The sequence below is a fragment of the Nocardioides zeae genome (assembly GCF_010686755.1).
GTDB classification, from domain to species: Bacteria; Actinomycetota; Actinomycetes; order Propionibacteriales; family Nocardioidaceae; genus Nocardioides; species Nocardioides zeae.
The window spans coordinates 68,216-82,199 of sequence record NZ_JAAGXA010000009.1; the positions used below are offsets into that span (position 1 = coordinate 68,216).

At 74.5% G+C, this 13,984-nt stretch carries 16 protein-coding genes; 3 read left to right on the plus strand and 13 right to left on the minus strand.

Annotated features, from left to right (window positions below):
• Positions 1-3: 3 nt before the first annotated feature.
• The 10 genes from mltG to dut are packed head-to-tail and all read right to left on the minus strand — an operon-like array spanning position 4 to position 9,127.
• Positions 4-1,233, minus strand: coding sequence for an endolytic transglycosylase MltG (gene mltG / locus G3T38_RS13635; RefSeq protein WP_163772864.1), 1,230 nt, complete (start codon positions 1,231-1,233; stop codon positions 4-6).
• The gene (ruvX, locus tag G3T38_RS13640) at positions 1,226-1,684 is read right to left on the minus strand and encodes a Holliday junction resolvase RuvX (protein ID WP_163772865.1); all 459 of its coding nucleotides are present in this window, start codon (positions 1,682-1,684) and stop codon (positions 1,226-1,228) included. Before ruvX ends, mltG begins: the two co-directional genes overlap by 8 nt.
• A gap of 7 nt (positions 1,685-1,691) precedes the next feature.
• Complete coding sequence (alaS, locus tag G3T38_RS13645) at positions 1,692-4,388, minus strand: alanine--tRNA ligase (RefSeq protein ID WP_163772866.1); 2,697 nt, start codon at positions 4,386-4,388, stop codon at positions 1,692-1,694.
• Entirely contained in the window at positions 4,388-4,747 is a 360-nt protein-coding gene (locus G3T38_RS13650) for a DUF6167 family protein (protein WP_163772867.1), read from the minus strand. Before G3T38_RS13650 ends, alaS begins: the two co-directional genes overlap by 1 nt.
• Complete coding sequence (locus G3T38_RS13655) at positions 4,744-5,394, minus strand: hypothetical protein (RefSeq protein WP_163772868.1); 651 nt, start codon at positions 5,392-5,394, stop codon at positions 4,744-4,746. The genes G3T38_RS13650 and G3T38_RS13655 overlap by 4 nt, the downstream gene beginning before the upstream one ends.
• Before the next feature lie 11 nt (positions 5,395-5,405).
• Positions 5,406-6,776 (minus strand): replication-associated recombination protein A, encoded by a 1,371-nt coding sequence (locus tag G3T38_RS13660; protein ID WP_338037647.1) that lies wholly within the window; start codon positions 6,774-6,776, stop codon positions 5,406-5,408.
• Positions 6,777-6,783: 7 nt separating this feature from the next.
• Complete coding sequence (locus G3T38_RS13665) at positions 6,784-7,545, minus strand: DUF3159 domain-containing protein (protein WP_163772869.1); 762 nt, start codon at positions 7,543-7,545, stop codon at positions 6,784-6,786.
• Positions 7,545-7,922 carry an OB-fold nucleic acid binding domain-containing protein gene (locus tag G3T38_RS13670; RefSeq protein WP_241728866.1) on the minus strand — a complete coding sequence of 126 codons (378 nt, stop codon included), beginning with the start codon at positions 7,920-7,922 and terminating at the stop codon, positions 7,545-7,547. The genes G3T38_RS13665 and G3T38_RS13670 overlap by 1 nt, the downstream gene beginning before the upstream one ends.
• A 30-nt stretch (positions 7,923-7,952) precedes the next feature.
• Positions 7,953-8,615, minus strand: a complete 663-nt coding sequence (locus G3T38_RS13675; protein WP_163772870.1) for a DUF3710 domain-containing protein — start codon at positions 8,613-8,615, stop codon at positions 7,953-7,955.
• Entirely contained in the window at positions 8,612-9,127 is a 516-nt protein-coding gene (dut, locus tag G3T38_RS13680; protein ID WP_163772871.1) for a dUTP diphosphatase, read from the minus strand. The genes G3T38_RS13675 and dut overlap by 4 nt, the downstream gene beginning before the upstream one ends.
• Positions 9,128-9,201: 74 nt before the next feature.
• Here dut and G3T38_RS13685 point away from each other — a divergent pair, with 74 nt between their 5' ends.
• A complete protein-coding gene (locus G3T38_RS13685; RefSeq protein WP_163772872.1) occupies positions 9,202-9,657 on the plus strand; it encodes a DUF3093 family protein in 456 nt (151 codons plus the stop codon).
• Positions 9,658-9,774: 117 nt separating this feature from the next.
• Positions 9,775-10,107: a DUF4235 domain-containing protein gene (locus G3T38_RS13690; RefSeq protein WP_163772873.1), complete on the plus strand. Its 333-nt coding sequence runs from the start codon at positions 9,775-9,777 to the stop codon at positions 10,105-10,107.
• A gap of 112 nt (positions 10,108-10,219) precedes the next feature.
• Here the strand turns inward: G3T38_RS13690 and G3T38_RS13695 are convergent, their stop codons facing one another.
• The 3 genes from G3T38_RS13695 to G3T38_RS13705 form a co-directional block, all read right to left on the minus strand.
• On the minus strand, positions 10,220-10,510 hold the full coding sequence (locus G3T38_RS13695) for a DUF4193 domain-containing protein (protein ID WP_163772874.1): 291 nt from the start codon (positions 10,508-10,510) through the stop codon (positions 10,220-10,222).
• A gap of 144 nt (positions 10,511-10,654) precedes the next feature.
• A complete protein-coding gene (locus G3T38_RS13700; RefSeq protein ID WP_338037648.1) occupies positions 10,655-11,521 on the minus strand; it encodes an inositol monophosphatase family protein in 867 nt (288 codons plus the stop codon).
• Positions 11,518-12,672, minus strand: coding sequence for a ferrochelatase (locus tag G3T38_RS13705; protein ID WP_163772875.1), 1,155 nt, complete (start codon positions 12,670-12,672; stop codon positions 11,518-11,520). Before G3T38_RS13705 ends, G3T38_RS13700 begins: the two co-directional genes overlap by 4 nt.
• A gap of 72 nt (positions 12,673-12,744) precedes the next feature.
• Between G3T38_RS13705 and G3T38_RS13710 the strand changes: the two genes are divergently transcribed.
• Positions 12,745-13,974 (plus strand): MFS transporter, encoded by a 1,230-nt coding sequence (locus G3T38_RS13710; protein ID WP_163772876.1) that lies wholly within the window; start codon positions 12,745-12,747, stop codon positions 13,972-13,974.
• Positions 13,975-13,984 lie beyond the last annotated feature (10 nt).

The window sequence follows — 13,984 nt, forward strand, 5'->3', positions numbered from 1 at the left end:
GGCTCAGCCGTTCGCGTTGGCCCGGGCGCGGTCGACATTGGCGAGGTGGTCCGAGTAGTCCGCAGCGAAGTACGACGAGTTGGAGCCGTCGCCGGCCGCGACGAAGTAGCAGTAGCCCTCGTCGCTCGGGTTGACGGCCGCCTCCATGCTGGCCTCGCTCGGCGCGCCGATCGGGCCGGGCGGGAGGCCCGGGTACCGGTACGTGTTGTACGGGTCGTCGATCTGCCGGTTCTCCGGCGTCGTGAAGGCCGTGCCCGTGTCGCTGCCCAGGATGAAGTTGACGGTCGAGTCCATCTGCAGCATCCCGGCGGGCACACCGGCGCACTGGTCGGCCAGCCGGTCGTAGATCACCTCGGCGACCTGGGGCCGCTCCTCGGGCAGCAGCACCTCCTTCTGGATGATGCTCGCCAGCGTCAGCAGCTCGTGCTGCGTGAAGCCCGGCACGGCGTCGTCGACGAGACCCGCCTCGGTGGCCGCCTCGCCCCAGCGCTCGATCATCTGCGTCAGGATGCCGACCGCGGTGGGGTCGGAGCCGAAGTCGTAGCTGTCGGGGTAGAGGTAGCCCTCCACGTCGCCCCCGGCCTCCGCGGGGAGCGGCAGCGACGGGTCCTCGGCCGCGGCCTCGAAGTCGGCGACGGCGATGCCCGTGGCGCCGGAGAGGAGGTCGAAGGTCTGGGCCGCGGTGTAGCCGGCGGTGATGGTGATGCCGCCACCGCCGATGTAGTCGGCGTTGGTCATGAGCTCGGCCGCCTGGGCACCGGTCATGCCCTCGCACATCGTGCGCGTGCCGTCGCGGACGCTGTCGTTGGCGACGGCGGCGGTGAAGGCACCCGAGGAGGCCACGACCCCCTTCTCGGCGAGGAGGCTGCCGATCTGGCCGGCGCTGTAGCCCGCCGGCACGGTGATCTGCACGTCGCCGCCGGTGGCGCACTCCTCGACGGACGCGACGCCCTCGAAGTCGTCGGGCTCACCGCTGCCGTTGATGCGGTCGGCCACCCAGCTGACCCCGACGTAGAGACCCCCGACGACGCCCGCGATCAGCACGAGGGCGACCAGCAGGCAGCCGAGGCCCTTGCCGCGCTTCTTCTTCGGGGCACGGCGCGAACCGCCCGCCGCGCGACGCCCGCCGACGGCGGGCTGCTCACCGGTGGCATAGGGATCCAGATCCCCCGGCAGGAGCGAGGCGTCGTCGTCGTGGCCCGCGGGGCCGGACGACGGGTGGAGGTCAGACATCGGTCTCCTCGAGGAGTTGGCCAGGCGCAGCCCCCGTACGGCGCTCGGTGTCCAGGACGTTCTGCAGGATGAGCACGGCGGCCGCCTGATCGACGACCGACCGCTGGTTCTTCGCCGTGCGACCGCTCGCGCGGAGCATCGACTCCGCCGACACGGTGGTGAGCCGCTCGTCGACGAGCCGCACGGGCACGTCGCCGAGCCGGCGGGCCAGCTTGCGGGCGAAGGTGCGCACCTTCGCCGCCGCCGGCCCCTCATTGCCGGAGAGGGAGCGCGGCAGGCCCACGACGACCTCGACGGCCTCGTGCTCCTCGCGGAGCTGCGCGATCCGGTCGAGGTCCCCGCGACCCCGGCGGACGGTCTCCACCGGCGTCGCGAGGATCCCGGCGGCGTCGCAGCGCGCGACCCCGATCCGGGCGTCGCCCGGGTCGATGCCGAGCCGCACTCCAGTCATCGGGGGATCAGGCCCCCACCACGCGGGCGACCTCGGCGCTGACCGCGGCGAGCGCCGCGTCGACGCCGGCGACGTCGGAGCCGCCGCCCTGCGCCACGTCGGCCTTGCCGCCGCCCTTGCCGCCCACGAGCGGGCCGACGGCCTTCACGAGCGCACCCGCCGAGAGGCCGGCCGCCTGGCCGGCGTCGTTGACCGCCGCGACGACCGACACCTTGCCGTCCGCGACACCGAGCACGACCACGATGCCCGGGTCGGTGGCCGCCAGCCGCGCGCGGACGTCGAGCGCGAGCGTGCGCACGTCGCCGCCGGCGGCCCCGTCGACCCGGTGGGCCACGACGTTGGCCGGCCCGATGCGCGTCGCCGCCGCGGCGACCTCGCCGGCCGCCGCGAGGAGCTGCGCGACACGGGCCCGCTCGATCTCCTTCTCGGCCGCACGGAGCCGCTCGACGAGGTCGCTCACCCGGCCGACCAGGTCGTCCGGCTTGGTCTTGAGCAGCCCGGTGAGCTGTCCGACCACGTCGCGCTCGCGCGCCAGGTAGGCGAAGCCCTCGACGCCCGTGTAGGCCTCGATGCGGCGGTTGCCGGAGCCGATGGAGGCCTCGCCGGTGACGACGATCGTGCCGATCTGCGACGAGTGGTCGACGTGCGTGCCACCGCACAGCTCGCGCGACCAGGGGCCGCCGATCTCCACGACACGGACCTTCGTCTCGTCGTACGTCTCGCCGAAGAGCGCGACCGCGCCCCAGGCGCGCGCCTCCTCGAGGGTCATGTACTGCCAGCCGACCGGCAGGTCGGCGCGCAGCGCCTGGTTGGAGACCTGCTCGACGTCGCGCACCTGGCCGGGGGTGAGTCCCTGGGTCCAGCCGAAGTCGAGACGCAGGTGGCCCGGACGGTTGTAGGAGCCCGACTGCAGCGCGGACGGGCCGAGCACCTCGCGGAGCGCCGCGTGCACGACGTGGGTGCCCGAGTGGGCCTGCCGGGCACCGATGCGCCACTCCGGGTCGACCCGTGCCTGCAGCGCGCGCGACGCGGCGGCGTCGAGGGCGAGCTCGCCGTCGACGACGCGCACCTGGTGCACCACGAGGCCCTTGACCGGGCGCTGCACGTCGAGCACCTCGAGGCGCCCGCCGTCGAACTCGATGGTGCCGGCGTCGGCGGCCTGGCCACCGGACTCGGCGTAGAACGGGGTGCGGTCCAGCACGAGCTCGCCGACCTCGCCGGCCCCGAGCACCGCGGTGGGCGCACCCCCGCTGAGGAGCGCGACGGGGCGCGACTCGGTCTCCAGCGTCTCGTAGGCCAGCCACTCCGTGGGGCCGTGGGCGTCGAGGATGCCGCGGTACGCCGTCGTGTCGGCGTGCTGCCCCTTCTTGCGGCGCGCGTCCTCCTTCGACTTCTCCCGGGCCTCGGCCATGAGGCCGCGGAACCCCTGCTCGTCGACGTCGATGCCGGCCTCGGAGGCCATCTCGAGCGTGAGGTCGATCGGGAACCCGTAGGTGTCGTGCAGCGCGAACGCCTTGGCGCCGGACAGCTGCGTGCCGCCCGACTGCTTCACCTCGCCGGCGGCGAGGTCGAAGATCTGCGTGCCCGCCTGGAGCGTCTTGCGGAACGCCTCCTCCTCGGCGAGGGCGACGCGGCTGATGCGGTCCCAGTTGGTGCGGAGCTCCGGGTAGCCGTCGGCCATCTTGTCGCGGCTCACCGGCAGCAGCTCGGGCAGCGCGGGGTCGCCGTAGCCCAGCAGGCGCATCGAGCGCACCGCGCGGCGCAGCAGGCGGCGCAGCACGTAGCCGCGACCCTCGTTGCCCGGCGTCACGCCGTCGTTGATGAGCATCATCGAGGACCGCACGTGGTCCGCGACCACGCGGAAGCGCACGTCGTCGACCGGGTCCGCGCCGTACCGGCGGCCCGTGAGCTCCTGGGCGCGCTCGATGACGGGGAAGACGACGTCGATCTCGTACATGTTGTCCTTGCCCTGCAGCAGGTAGGCCACCCGCTCCAGGCCGAGGCCCGTGTCGATGTTCTTGTGCGGCAGCGAGCCCGCGATGTCGAAGTCCGACTTGCTGCGCACCGCGGACAGCTCGTCCTGCATGAAGACGAGGTTCCAGAACTCGAGGTAGCGGTCGCCCGCGTCCCAGTCGCGGTCGGCGCCGAAGGCGGGACCGCGGTCGATGAGGATCTCCGAGCAGGGGCCGCCGGGGCCGGGCACGCCCATCGACCAGTAGTTCTCGGACTTGCCGAGGCGCACGATGCGGTCGTCGGGCAGGCCGGTGATGCGCTTCCACAGCGCCACGGCCTCCGGGTCGTCCTCGTAGACGCTCGGGTAGAGCAGCGACTCGTCGAAGCCGAAGCCGCCGTCGGCGACGGACTTCGTGACCAGCTCCCAGGCGAGCGTGATCGCGCCCTCCTTGAAGTAGTCGCCGAAGGAGAAGTTGCCGCACATCTCGAAGAAGGTGCCGTGGCGGGTCGTCTTGCCCACCTCCTCGATGTCGAGGGTGCGCACGCACTTCTGGATGCTCGTCGCCCGCGGGAAGCCCGCGGTCTCCTGGCCGAGGAAGTAGGGCTTGAACGGCACCATGCCCGCGTTGACGAACAGCAGGTTGGGATCGTCGAGCAGCAGCGACGCCGAGGGGACGACGGTGTGCTCGCCCACCGTGGTGTTCTGGGCGAAGTGGTTCGTGAACCGGCGGCGGATCTCCGCGGTGTCCATCAGCTCGTGCCTTCCTCGGTGGCGCGGTCGTCCGCACCGGGGCTTCGGTGGTGGGAATGCTGATCAAGGTGCTCAGGGTGCTCGGGAGCGGCGATCGTGCCAGGCACCTCACGGCTCGCGGCACCCGGGGTCAGCTCGGGGACGCCGTGGGGCACGAGGCCGAGACGCTCGCGGAGCTCCGCGTCGCGCTCCGCGGCACCCGTCGTGAACTCCTCCGCCATGAGGCGCGCACCCAGCCGCAGACCGGCCAGCCGGTCGCGGGCGCCGTCCGGCGTGAGGGCCTCGGCGAGCCGACGCGCGCGGACCACGGCGTACACGCCGACCCCCGTGCCGGCAGCGAACCACACCGCCCGGTTCACGCGGCGCCCTCCCCGAGGCCCTGGGCCTCGCGGCGCTGGCGCGCGTGCAGCTCCCGGCGGGCCTGGCGCACCTCGGCGCGGCGCTCCTTGCGGGAGCGCTTCACCTCGCGCCGCATCTCGAAGCGGATGCGGTTGCGCGTCTCCGGCGCCAGCGCACGGCGGGCGCCGTGGGCGACCGCCCCGACCCGCACCAGGGTCTCGCGGAGCAGGAGGTCGGCGAAGAGCTTGCCGTCGACGCGGCCCGCGACCTCGACCGTACGGCGCGGCGCACCCCCCGCCGCGGCGTCGCCGTCCGCCCCCGCGGGCTCGGAGAGCTCGCCGCCGAGGCGCGTGATGACGTAGCTCGGCGGCGCCGGGGCGTGGCGCGCCCGGGCCTCGCGAGCGGCGTCGCGAGGACGGTCTCCGCCGGCGTGCTCGTGCGCGCCGCCGTCACCCCGGGCGACCCCGGGCGTGGCCGTGGTGAGGGTGCGGCGGACCGCATCGATCTCCGAGCGCAGCTCGGCGGCCTCCGCGTGGGCCTCCGCGAGCGCGGCGGCCGTCTGCCGCTGCCGCCGCAGGGCCAGCAGGCCGAGGACGAGCGCGACGCCGACGAGCGCTGCGAGCGCGACGCCCAGCTGCACGACGGGCGTCGTCAGTTCGTCGCTCATGGGCCCCGACCCTATCGCGGCTCGCCGCGCACGATCCGCCGGATGCGGGCCCACCGCTCCCCCGTGCCGGCCTCGGCGCCGTTGGCGGTCGGGACGTAGTAGGTGCGGTCGGCGACGACCTCGGGCGCGTAGACCTGCGTGGCGATGCCGTACGGCGCGTCGTGCGCGTAGACGTAGGTCTCGCCGTGGCCGATCTTCGCCGCCCCGGCGTAGTGCGCGTCGCGCAGGTGGGGCGGCACCGTGCCGATCTTCCCGGCACGCACGTCGGCCTGGGCGGCGTTCATCGCGGCGTACACCGCGTTGGACTTGGGGGCGACCGCGAGGGCGACCGTGGCCTGGGCCAGGTTGAGCCGGGCCTCGGGCATGCCGATCAGCTGGACCGCCTGGGCCGCGGCGACCGCGGTCGTGAGCGCCGTGGGGTCCGCGAGCCCGATGTCCTCGCTGGCGAGGATGACGAGGCGACGGGCGATGAAGCGGGGGTCCTCCCCCGCCTCGACCATGCGGGCGAGGTAGTGCAGCGCGGCGTCGGCGTCGGAGCCGCGCACCGACTTGATGAAGGCGCTGATGACGTCGTAGTGCTGGTCGCCCTGCCGGTCGTAGCGCACGGCAGCCTGGTCGACGGCGGTCTCGGTCGTCGACAGGTCGATGACGGTGGCCTCGCGCGCGAGCGCCGCGCCGGCCGCGGCCTCGAGGTAGGTCAGGGACCGCCGGGCGTCGCCCCCCGCCATCCGCACGAGGTGGGACCGGGCGTCGTCGTCGATCGTCAGCGCACCGCCGAGGCCGCGCTCGTCCGCCAGGGCGCGGTCGATCACGCCCGCGACGTCCGCGTCGGTCAGCGACTCGAGCCGCAGGAGCAGGGAGCGGGAGAGGAGCGGGGAGATCACGGAGAAGTACGGGTTCTCCGTCGTGGCGGCCACGAGCGTCACCCACCGGTTCTCGACACCGGGGAGCAGCGCGTCCTGCTGCGCCTTGGAGAAGCGGTGGACCTCGTCGACGAAGAGCACCGTCTCGGTGCCCGTGCGCACGAGGTCGGAACGCGCGGCCTCGATCGCCGCCCGCACCTCCTTCACGCCCGCCGAGACGGCCGACACCTCCACGAACCGGCGCTGCGTCTGCTGCGAAACGATCGAGGCGATCGTCGTCTTCCCGGTGCCGGGCGGTCCCCACAGCAGGAGGCTGAGGGACTTGTCGCCCTCGATGAGCTGGCGCAGGGGCGAGCCGGGCGCGCGGAGCTGGTCCTGACCGGCGAGCTCGTCGAGGGTGCGGGGGCGCATCCGCACGGCCAGCGGCGCCGCCGCGTGCTGGGCGGCGCTGAGCGAGCCGCCCCCACGGGCGACCGGCGCACCGCCCCCACCCGGGAGGTCGAACAGCCCGTCGCTCACGCGGCGCTCACGTGGCGGGACGGGTGGTCGGGGCGACCGCGTCGCCCTCCAGCGGGGTGCGGTCGCGGGAGAGGAGCCAGATCATGGCGGCGAAGGAGGCGATGCGCAGCGGCCAGCCCAGGCCGAGGCGGAGGCCCGCGAGGAGCGCCACGGCCGTCCCCGCGCCCATCGCGCCGGTGTGTCCCGCGAACCAGACCGGCCCCTGGAGCAGCACGCCGATCGCGCCGGGCAGCACCAGCAGCCACGTCAGGCGGGTGCACAGGCGCACCACCTGGTCGTTGTCCCGCCACGCCGTGAGGTCGCCGGTGACGGTGCCGATGAGGAAGCCCATGAGGGGCCAGCGGACGAGGCAGCTGACGCCCACGACGACCGTGTAGCCCGCGCTGTAGAGGATGCCGGGCAGGAAGTAGGCCAGCGCCTGGTCGTCGACCGAGCCGCCCGAGCGGGCCGACAGGTGGACGAAGAGCCAGCCCACCCCGATGCCCACGAGGGCGTTCATCACGTACTGCACCGTCGACCGCTGCACGAGGCGCACGAGCAGCAGCAGCACCGTCGCGGCGACGCTCACGACGAGACCGAGCTGCAGGTCGCGCGTGGAGAGCCAGAGGATCGTGAAGAGGAGCGTCGGGACCGCCGCCTCGGCGAACCCGCGCACCCCGCCGAACGCGTCGGAGAGCTGCCGTCGGACCAACGCCTCGACCGTGTCGACGCTGACCGACGGCCGGGAGGGCTCGGCCTCCCCGACGGGCTCGGGCGGCGGGGTCGTCATCAGGGCCTCAGCTCGTAGCGCGGGTTGAACATGACGCGCACGCCGTCCTGCACCCCGGCGCGGCCGGACACCGAGATGCTGCGGCCCGCCGCGATGCCGCGGATGGAGCGGCGCCCGAGCCAGATCAGCGTCAGCACGCCGGTGCCGTCGCTGAGCTCCGCCTGCAGCGCGGGTGCTCCCCCGCGCGGCTGGAGCGTCACGGCGCGCAGGGTGCCGAACAGCTCGACCGGCTCGCGGTCCGGGGCCTCGGCGATGGTCACCCGACCCACGGCGGCGTGGTCGCGCCGGAGGTCGGAGGTGTGCTGGTCGACCAGCTGCCCGTCGCGCCCGCGCCCCCGGAAGAGCGAGCGCCGCCGCTCGCCGTGGCCCGTGCTCATCGGGCGTCCGATCCGCTCGTCATCCGCGGGTCACTGCACCCGGCGGGCGGTCTCGGGCACCGTGATGGGGAGCGCGTCCCCGACGGCCATGGCCGCGTCGCCGCGGCGTACGACGACCTGCTGGAGCACCTCGGCCCACGCAGCGCCCGCGGTCTCGTCCACGACGGGCGTGCCGAGGAAGGTCGCCCGCAGGAGCCAGCGGGGACCGTTGACGCCGACGACGCGGGAGTGCTGCACCGCCGTGGTGCCGTCGGGCTTCTTGACGGTGGTCTGGCAGCGCAGCTCGGTGCCGAACGGACCTTCCTGCTCCTCGGCGGCGCCGCCCCGGCGGGTCGTCTCCGCCGCGATCCGCGGACGCGTCTCGCCCCAGAGGTCGCCGTTGCGGGGCGCCGCGAAGGCGCGCAGCTCGATGGCGCCCTCGGGCCCCGCGATCAGCACGGCCTGCACACGGTTCGTCTTCTGGTCCACCTGGAGCCGCACGTCGCGACCCTCGCCGGGGGTGATGAGCAGGGAGCCGAGGTCGACCCGCTCGACGCCGTCCTCCAGGTCGACGTCCTTCACGTCGAACGGACCGGTCGTCACCTGCTCGACGCGCTCGGGGTCACCGAACGACGGCGTCAGCGCGGTGGGTCCGGCCACTCCGTGGTCGGCGCTCGCCGGGCCGCCCGCAGGGCGCTTGCGACGGAACTTCAAGTCAGCTTCTCCTCTTCCGGCCGGTCGGCCCCGTGGGCCCCGGCGAATCCACCCGTAGAACCGTAGCCCCCGACGCCCCGCGCAGACGGTGCCAGGTCGTCGACGGCGACGAACCGCGCCCGCTCGACGCGCTGCACCACCAGCTGGGCGATCCGGTCGCCCCGCTGCAGACGCACCGGGGTCGCCGGGTCGAGGTTCACCAGGAGCACCTTGACCTCGCCACGGTAGCCCGCATCGACCGTTCCCGGCGTGTTGACGATGGAGAGCCCGTGGCGGTGGGCGAGGCCGGAGCGGGGGTGGACCAGCGCGACGTACCCCTCGGGGAGCGCGATCGCGACCCCCGTCGGGACGAGCCGCCGCTCGCCGGGCGCGAGCTCCACGTCCTCCGTCGTGCGGAGGTCGGCTCCCGCGTCACCGGGGTGCGCGTAGGCGGGCGGCTCGAGGTGCGGGTCGAGCAGGTGGATCTCGACGTCGACGGTCGACGGCGGCGTGGCGGCGGGCGGGGTGGTCACGTCGGCGCAATCTACGCGGCCCCGACGGTGGGGCGGTGCCCGCGCGCGCCGCACCGGATGGGAAACTCGTCCGCGTGTACGCCGAACGTCTCACCGTCCCCCTGCGGTGGTGGGCCCAGGGCACGATGCTGGTCGCGACGTTCTGGCTGGCGGCGATCGTCGCCTTCCCCGCCCACCTCTGGTGGGTGCCGACCGCGGCGACCGCCGTGGTGCTGGTGCTCCTGGCCCTCGCCCTCACCTCGTACGGCCGGGTGCAGGTCGCCGTGACCGAGCGACGCACGCTGGTGGCCGGCCCGGCCGAGGTCGGGCTCGAGCACGTCGGCGACGTCGTGGCGCTCGACGCGGAGCAGACCCGCCTCGTCGCCGGCCGCGAGGCCGACGCCCGCGCCTTCCTGCTCCTGCGCCCGTACCTGCGGCGCAGCGTGAAGGTGAGCATCACCGACCCGGCCGACCCCACGCCGTACTGGCTCGTCAGCTGCCGGCACCCCGAGAAGGTCGCCGCGGCCCTCGCCGCCGCACGGCAGCACTGACCCTCGATCCGCCCGCCTGCGTCGTGGGGCCCCCCCCCCCCGGGGGGCGGGCGGGGGGCCCCCACGACCCTAAGGTGGGGCGAACGACCGGACGAACCACCGCCGAGGAGGCGCACGATGTCCAAGAAGAAGAAGGCCAAGAACCCGAAGGTCTTCTCCGCCGGCACCGCGGTCGCGACGATCGTGGCGGGCATGGCCGCCAAGACCGCGCTCACCACCGCGTGGCGGGCCTCGACCGGGAAGAACCCGCCCGCCAACCCCGCCGACCCCGACGTCGAGCTGTGGGAGGCAGTGGCGTGGGCGGTCGCGTCCGGCACCGTGATGGCCCTCGCCCGCATGCTGGCGGCGCGGAAGACGGCGGAGTACTACGCGCGCTCGACGGGCCACCTGCCGCCCGAGCTGCAGAAGGACGGCCAGGACGCCAGCAAGGCGTCCGCCCCGGCCCACTGAGGCTCGGCCCCGTCACCGGGGCCCGAGGAACGACACAGGCGCCGGTCACCCGCGGGTGATCGGCGCCTGTCGTGTCTCTGCGGCCCGCGCGCGGGCCCTGTCGCTCCTGCGCTCAGACGCAGTCGCGGCAGATCAGCCGCGTCGAGTCGGCGAGCTGGCTGCGGTGGTGCACCAGGAAGCAGCTCATGCAGGTGAACTCGTCCTCCTGGCGCGGCTTCACCTCCACCGCGAGCTCCTCGTGCGACAGGTCGGCGCCGGGGAGCTCGAACGACTCCGCGGCCTCCGTCTCGTCCTCGTCGACCTTGCCCGAGTTCTTGTCGTGCCGACGCGCCTTGAGCTCCTCGATGCTCTCCTCGCTCTGGTCCTCTTCGTTCTTGCGAGGTGCGTCGTAGTCGGTTGCCATCAGTCCCCATCCCCGGAAAAGTCGCTGCGTGCGGTGTTGCTGGCCCGTGCCGGGCGCGGCAGATTGTGCACCATCGCTCCCGCCCGCCGAACACCGGTGTCCCATCGGGGGGCACCGGCGGCGAGAACAGCGCGGGGCACCGGGCTATTCCGCCGACGGCTCGGTCGCGGTGAACCCCGCCGCGACGACGGCGTCGCGGATCTCGTCGTACCCCCGCGCCGGGGCACAGAGGAGGAGCGCGCGACCCCCCACGCCCGGCAGGAGCTCCCAGCGGGCGCCGGCCTCGCGGGCCACGAGCACGCCCGCGGCGTGGTCCCACAGCCGTGTGCCCTCCTCGAGATAGGCGTCGGCCTGGCCCGCCGCCACCGCGCACAGGTCGAGCGCCGCCGACCCCATGCGACGCACGTCGCGCACCTGGGGCAGCAGCCCGACCAGGGCCTCCGCCTGCCGACGGCGCTGCTCCGCGTCGTACGAGAAGCCGGTGAGGACGAGCCGCTGCGCGAGCGGGACGTCGCGGCGCACCTCGAGCGGTACGCCGCCGCGGCGGGCACCGCCGCCCTCGACCGCCTCGAAGAGCTCGCCCGTGGCCACGTTGACGACGACGCCGGCCACGGTGCGCCAGCCGTCGCCCAGCGGGCTCTCGGCGTCGGGCACCTGGACGGCGAGGGACACCGCGTACTGCGGGATGCCGTAGAGGAAGTTCACCGTGCCGTCGATGGGGTCGACGACCCAGCGCACCCCGCTCGTGCCCGCGCGGGGGTCGTCCTCCTCCCCCACGACGCCGTCGTCCGGGCGCAGGCGGCCGAGCAGGTCGCGCACGAGGGCCTCGCTGGCCCGGTCGGTCGCGGTCACGATGTCGATGGAGCTGGTCTTCGTCGAGGTGACCTCGACGCCCACCGCGCGCTCGCGGCGCACCAGCCCGGCGGCCTGGAGCGCGACGCCGGAGGCCAGGTCGCGCAGGTCCGCGTACGGCGTGCCGTCGGGAGCCCGCCCCAGCCGTGCGGCGCTCACTTGTCGAACCCCGGACGCGGGGCCGCGGAGCCGACGACGGGCAGCTCGGCGCGGGCGTTGGCGCAGCAGTGCGGCTGGCAGCGGTCCCAGCGCGGGCCCAGCGCACCGCACACCGCACGTTCCGGCGACCCGCCCCGCTCGACCGCGGCACGCTCGAGGAGGAGGTCGCGCACGAGCGCCACGAAGTCGGGGTGCACGCCGGCGGTGCCGGCCCGGGTCGCGGGCAGCCCCAGCTCGCGGGCCGTCTCCATCGCCTCGGTGTCGAGGTCGTAGATGACCTCCATGTGGTCGGAGACGAAGCCGATGGGGGCCATGACGACGCCCGGGACGCCGTCGGCGTGCAGGGCCTCGAGGTGGTCGTTGACGTCGGGCTCGAGCCACGGCACCTGCGGCGGACCGGAGCGCGAGCAGTAGACGAGGTCCCAGGCGTGCTCGACGCCCGTGCGGGCGGCGACCTCGGCCACGACGACCTCGGCGAGGTCGAGGTGCTGGGTGCGGTACGCGTCGCCCTCCGGGCCGCTTGCGTCGTTCATCGTCGTCGGGATGGAGTGCGTGACGAAGACCAACCGGGCCGCGTCGCGGACCTCGGCGGGCAGGCCGTCGAGGGCCGTCAGCACCGCCTCCACGTTGGGGCCGACGAAGCCGGGGTGGTTGAAGTAGACCCGGAAGCGGTCGAGCACCGGCGCCTCCAGCCCGGCCTCCTCCGCCGCGGTCCGCGCGCCGGCGAGGTTCTCGCGGTACTGGCGGCAGGACGAGTACGACGAGTACGCCGACGTCACGAACGCCGCCGCGCGGCGCACCCCGTCCCGCGCCATCTCGGTCACGACGTCGTCGAGGTAGGGGTCCCAGTTGCGGTTGCCCCAGTAGACCGGCAGGTCGATGCCCGCCGCGGCCAGGTCCTCGCGGATGGCCGCGAGCAGCGCGCGGTTCTGGTCGTTGATCGGGGAGCGCCCCCCGAAGAGCTGGTAGTGCTGGCCCACCTCGACGAGCCGCTCCCGCGGGATGCCGCGACCCCGGGTGACGTTCTCCAGAAACGGGACGACGTCGTCCGGGCCCTCGGGACCGCCGAAGCCGACGAGCAGGAGCGCGTCGTAGGGCGAGACGTCGGGCGCGGCATCGGGGGCCAGGTCGGGGGTCACGTCAGCGGGCATGCGCCCATCGTAGGGACGGCGCGATGGGCGGCGGATGCGGCCCGGACGGCCCGTGCGGCCTAGTCTCCTGCGGTGCTGTCCTCCGCGTTCTCGCCCTACGCGCGGATCCTGGCCACCCCCGGCGCGCTGGCGTTCTCCGCGACGGGGCTCGTGGCCCGCATCCCGATCTCCACCGTCTCCCTCGGCATCGTGCTGCTCGTCTCCCAGCAGACGGGCTCCTACGGCCTTGCCGGCGCGATCTCGGCCGTCTACGTGCTCGCCAACGCCCTGCTCGCCGTCGTCCACGGCCGGCTGGCGGACCGCCTCGGACAGGCCCGCGCCCTCGCCCCGGCCATCGTCGTCTTCGCCGTCGCCGGGATCGCCGTCGTGGCGACCGTCACCTCCGGTGCACCGACGTGGACGACGTACGCCGCGGCCGCGGTCGCCGGCGGAGCGCTCCCGCAGGTCGGCTCGTGCGTCCGCGCGCGCTGGGCCCACGTGCTGCGGGGCGACGCGCCCGGGGTGCAGACGGCCTTCGCGCTCGAGGCCGTCGTCGACGAGGCCGTGTTCATCACCGGGCCGATCGTCGTCACGTTCCTCGCGACGCTGTGGCATCCCGCGGCGGGCATCCTCACCGCCGTGGTCACCGGCCTCGTCGGCACGCTGGCGCTGGCCGCGCAGCGTCGCACCCAGCCGCCGGTCACGCCGCACGACGCGAGCACGGGCGCCCGTCCGCCGCTCCCCGTGGCCACCATGGTCGCGCTGACCGCGCTCTGCTTCGGCCTCGGCAGCATCTTCGGCTCGGCCGAGGTCGCGACCGTCGCGTTCGCCGAGGAGCAGGACGCCAAGGCGTGGGCCGGCGTGCTGCTGGCCCTCTGGGCGCTCGGCAGCCTCGCGGCGGGCGTCGTGGTCGGCGCGGTGGCCTGGCGGGCCGGACCCGCCGTGCGCATGCGGTGGTCCGCGGCGGCCCTCACCGTCGCGATGGCCCCGCTCGTCGTCGCCCCCTCGGTGTGGGTCCTCGGTCTCGTGCTGCTGGTCGCGGGTGCGGCGATCTCCCCCACCCTCATCAGCACGATGAGCCTCATCGAGCAGGCCGCACCTCGCGAGCGGGTCACCGAGGCGATGGCGGTGCTGCACACCGGCATGGCGGCGGGCATCGCCCCGGGCGCCGCCCTCGCAGGCCTCTGCATCGACACGTGGGGTGCGCACGCGGCGTACGTCGTGCCGGTGGTCTCGGGCGTCATCGCGGTGGCCGCGGCGTGGCTCGCCCCGGCGGGCGACACCCGGTCGGAGCCGGTGCCCGCGGAGGTCCGCGCCCCGTAGGCTCCCCCGC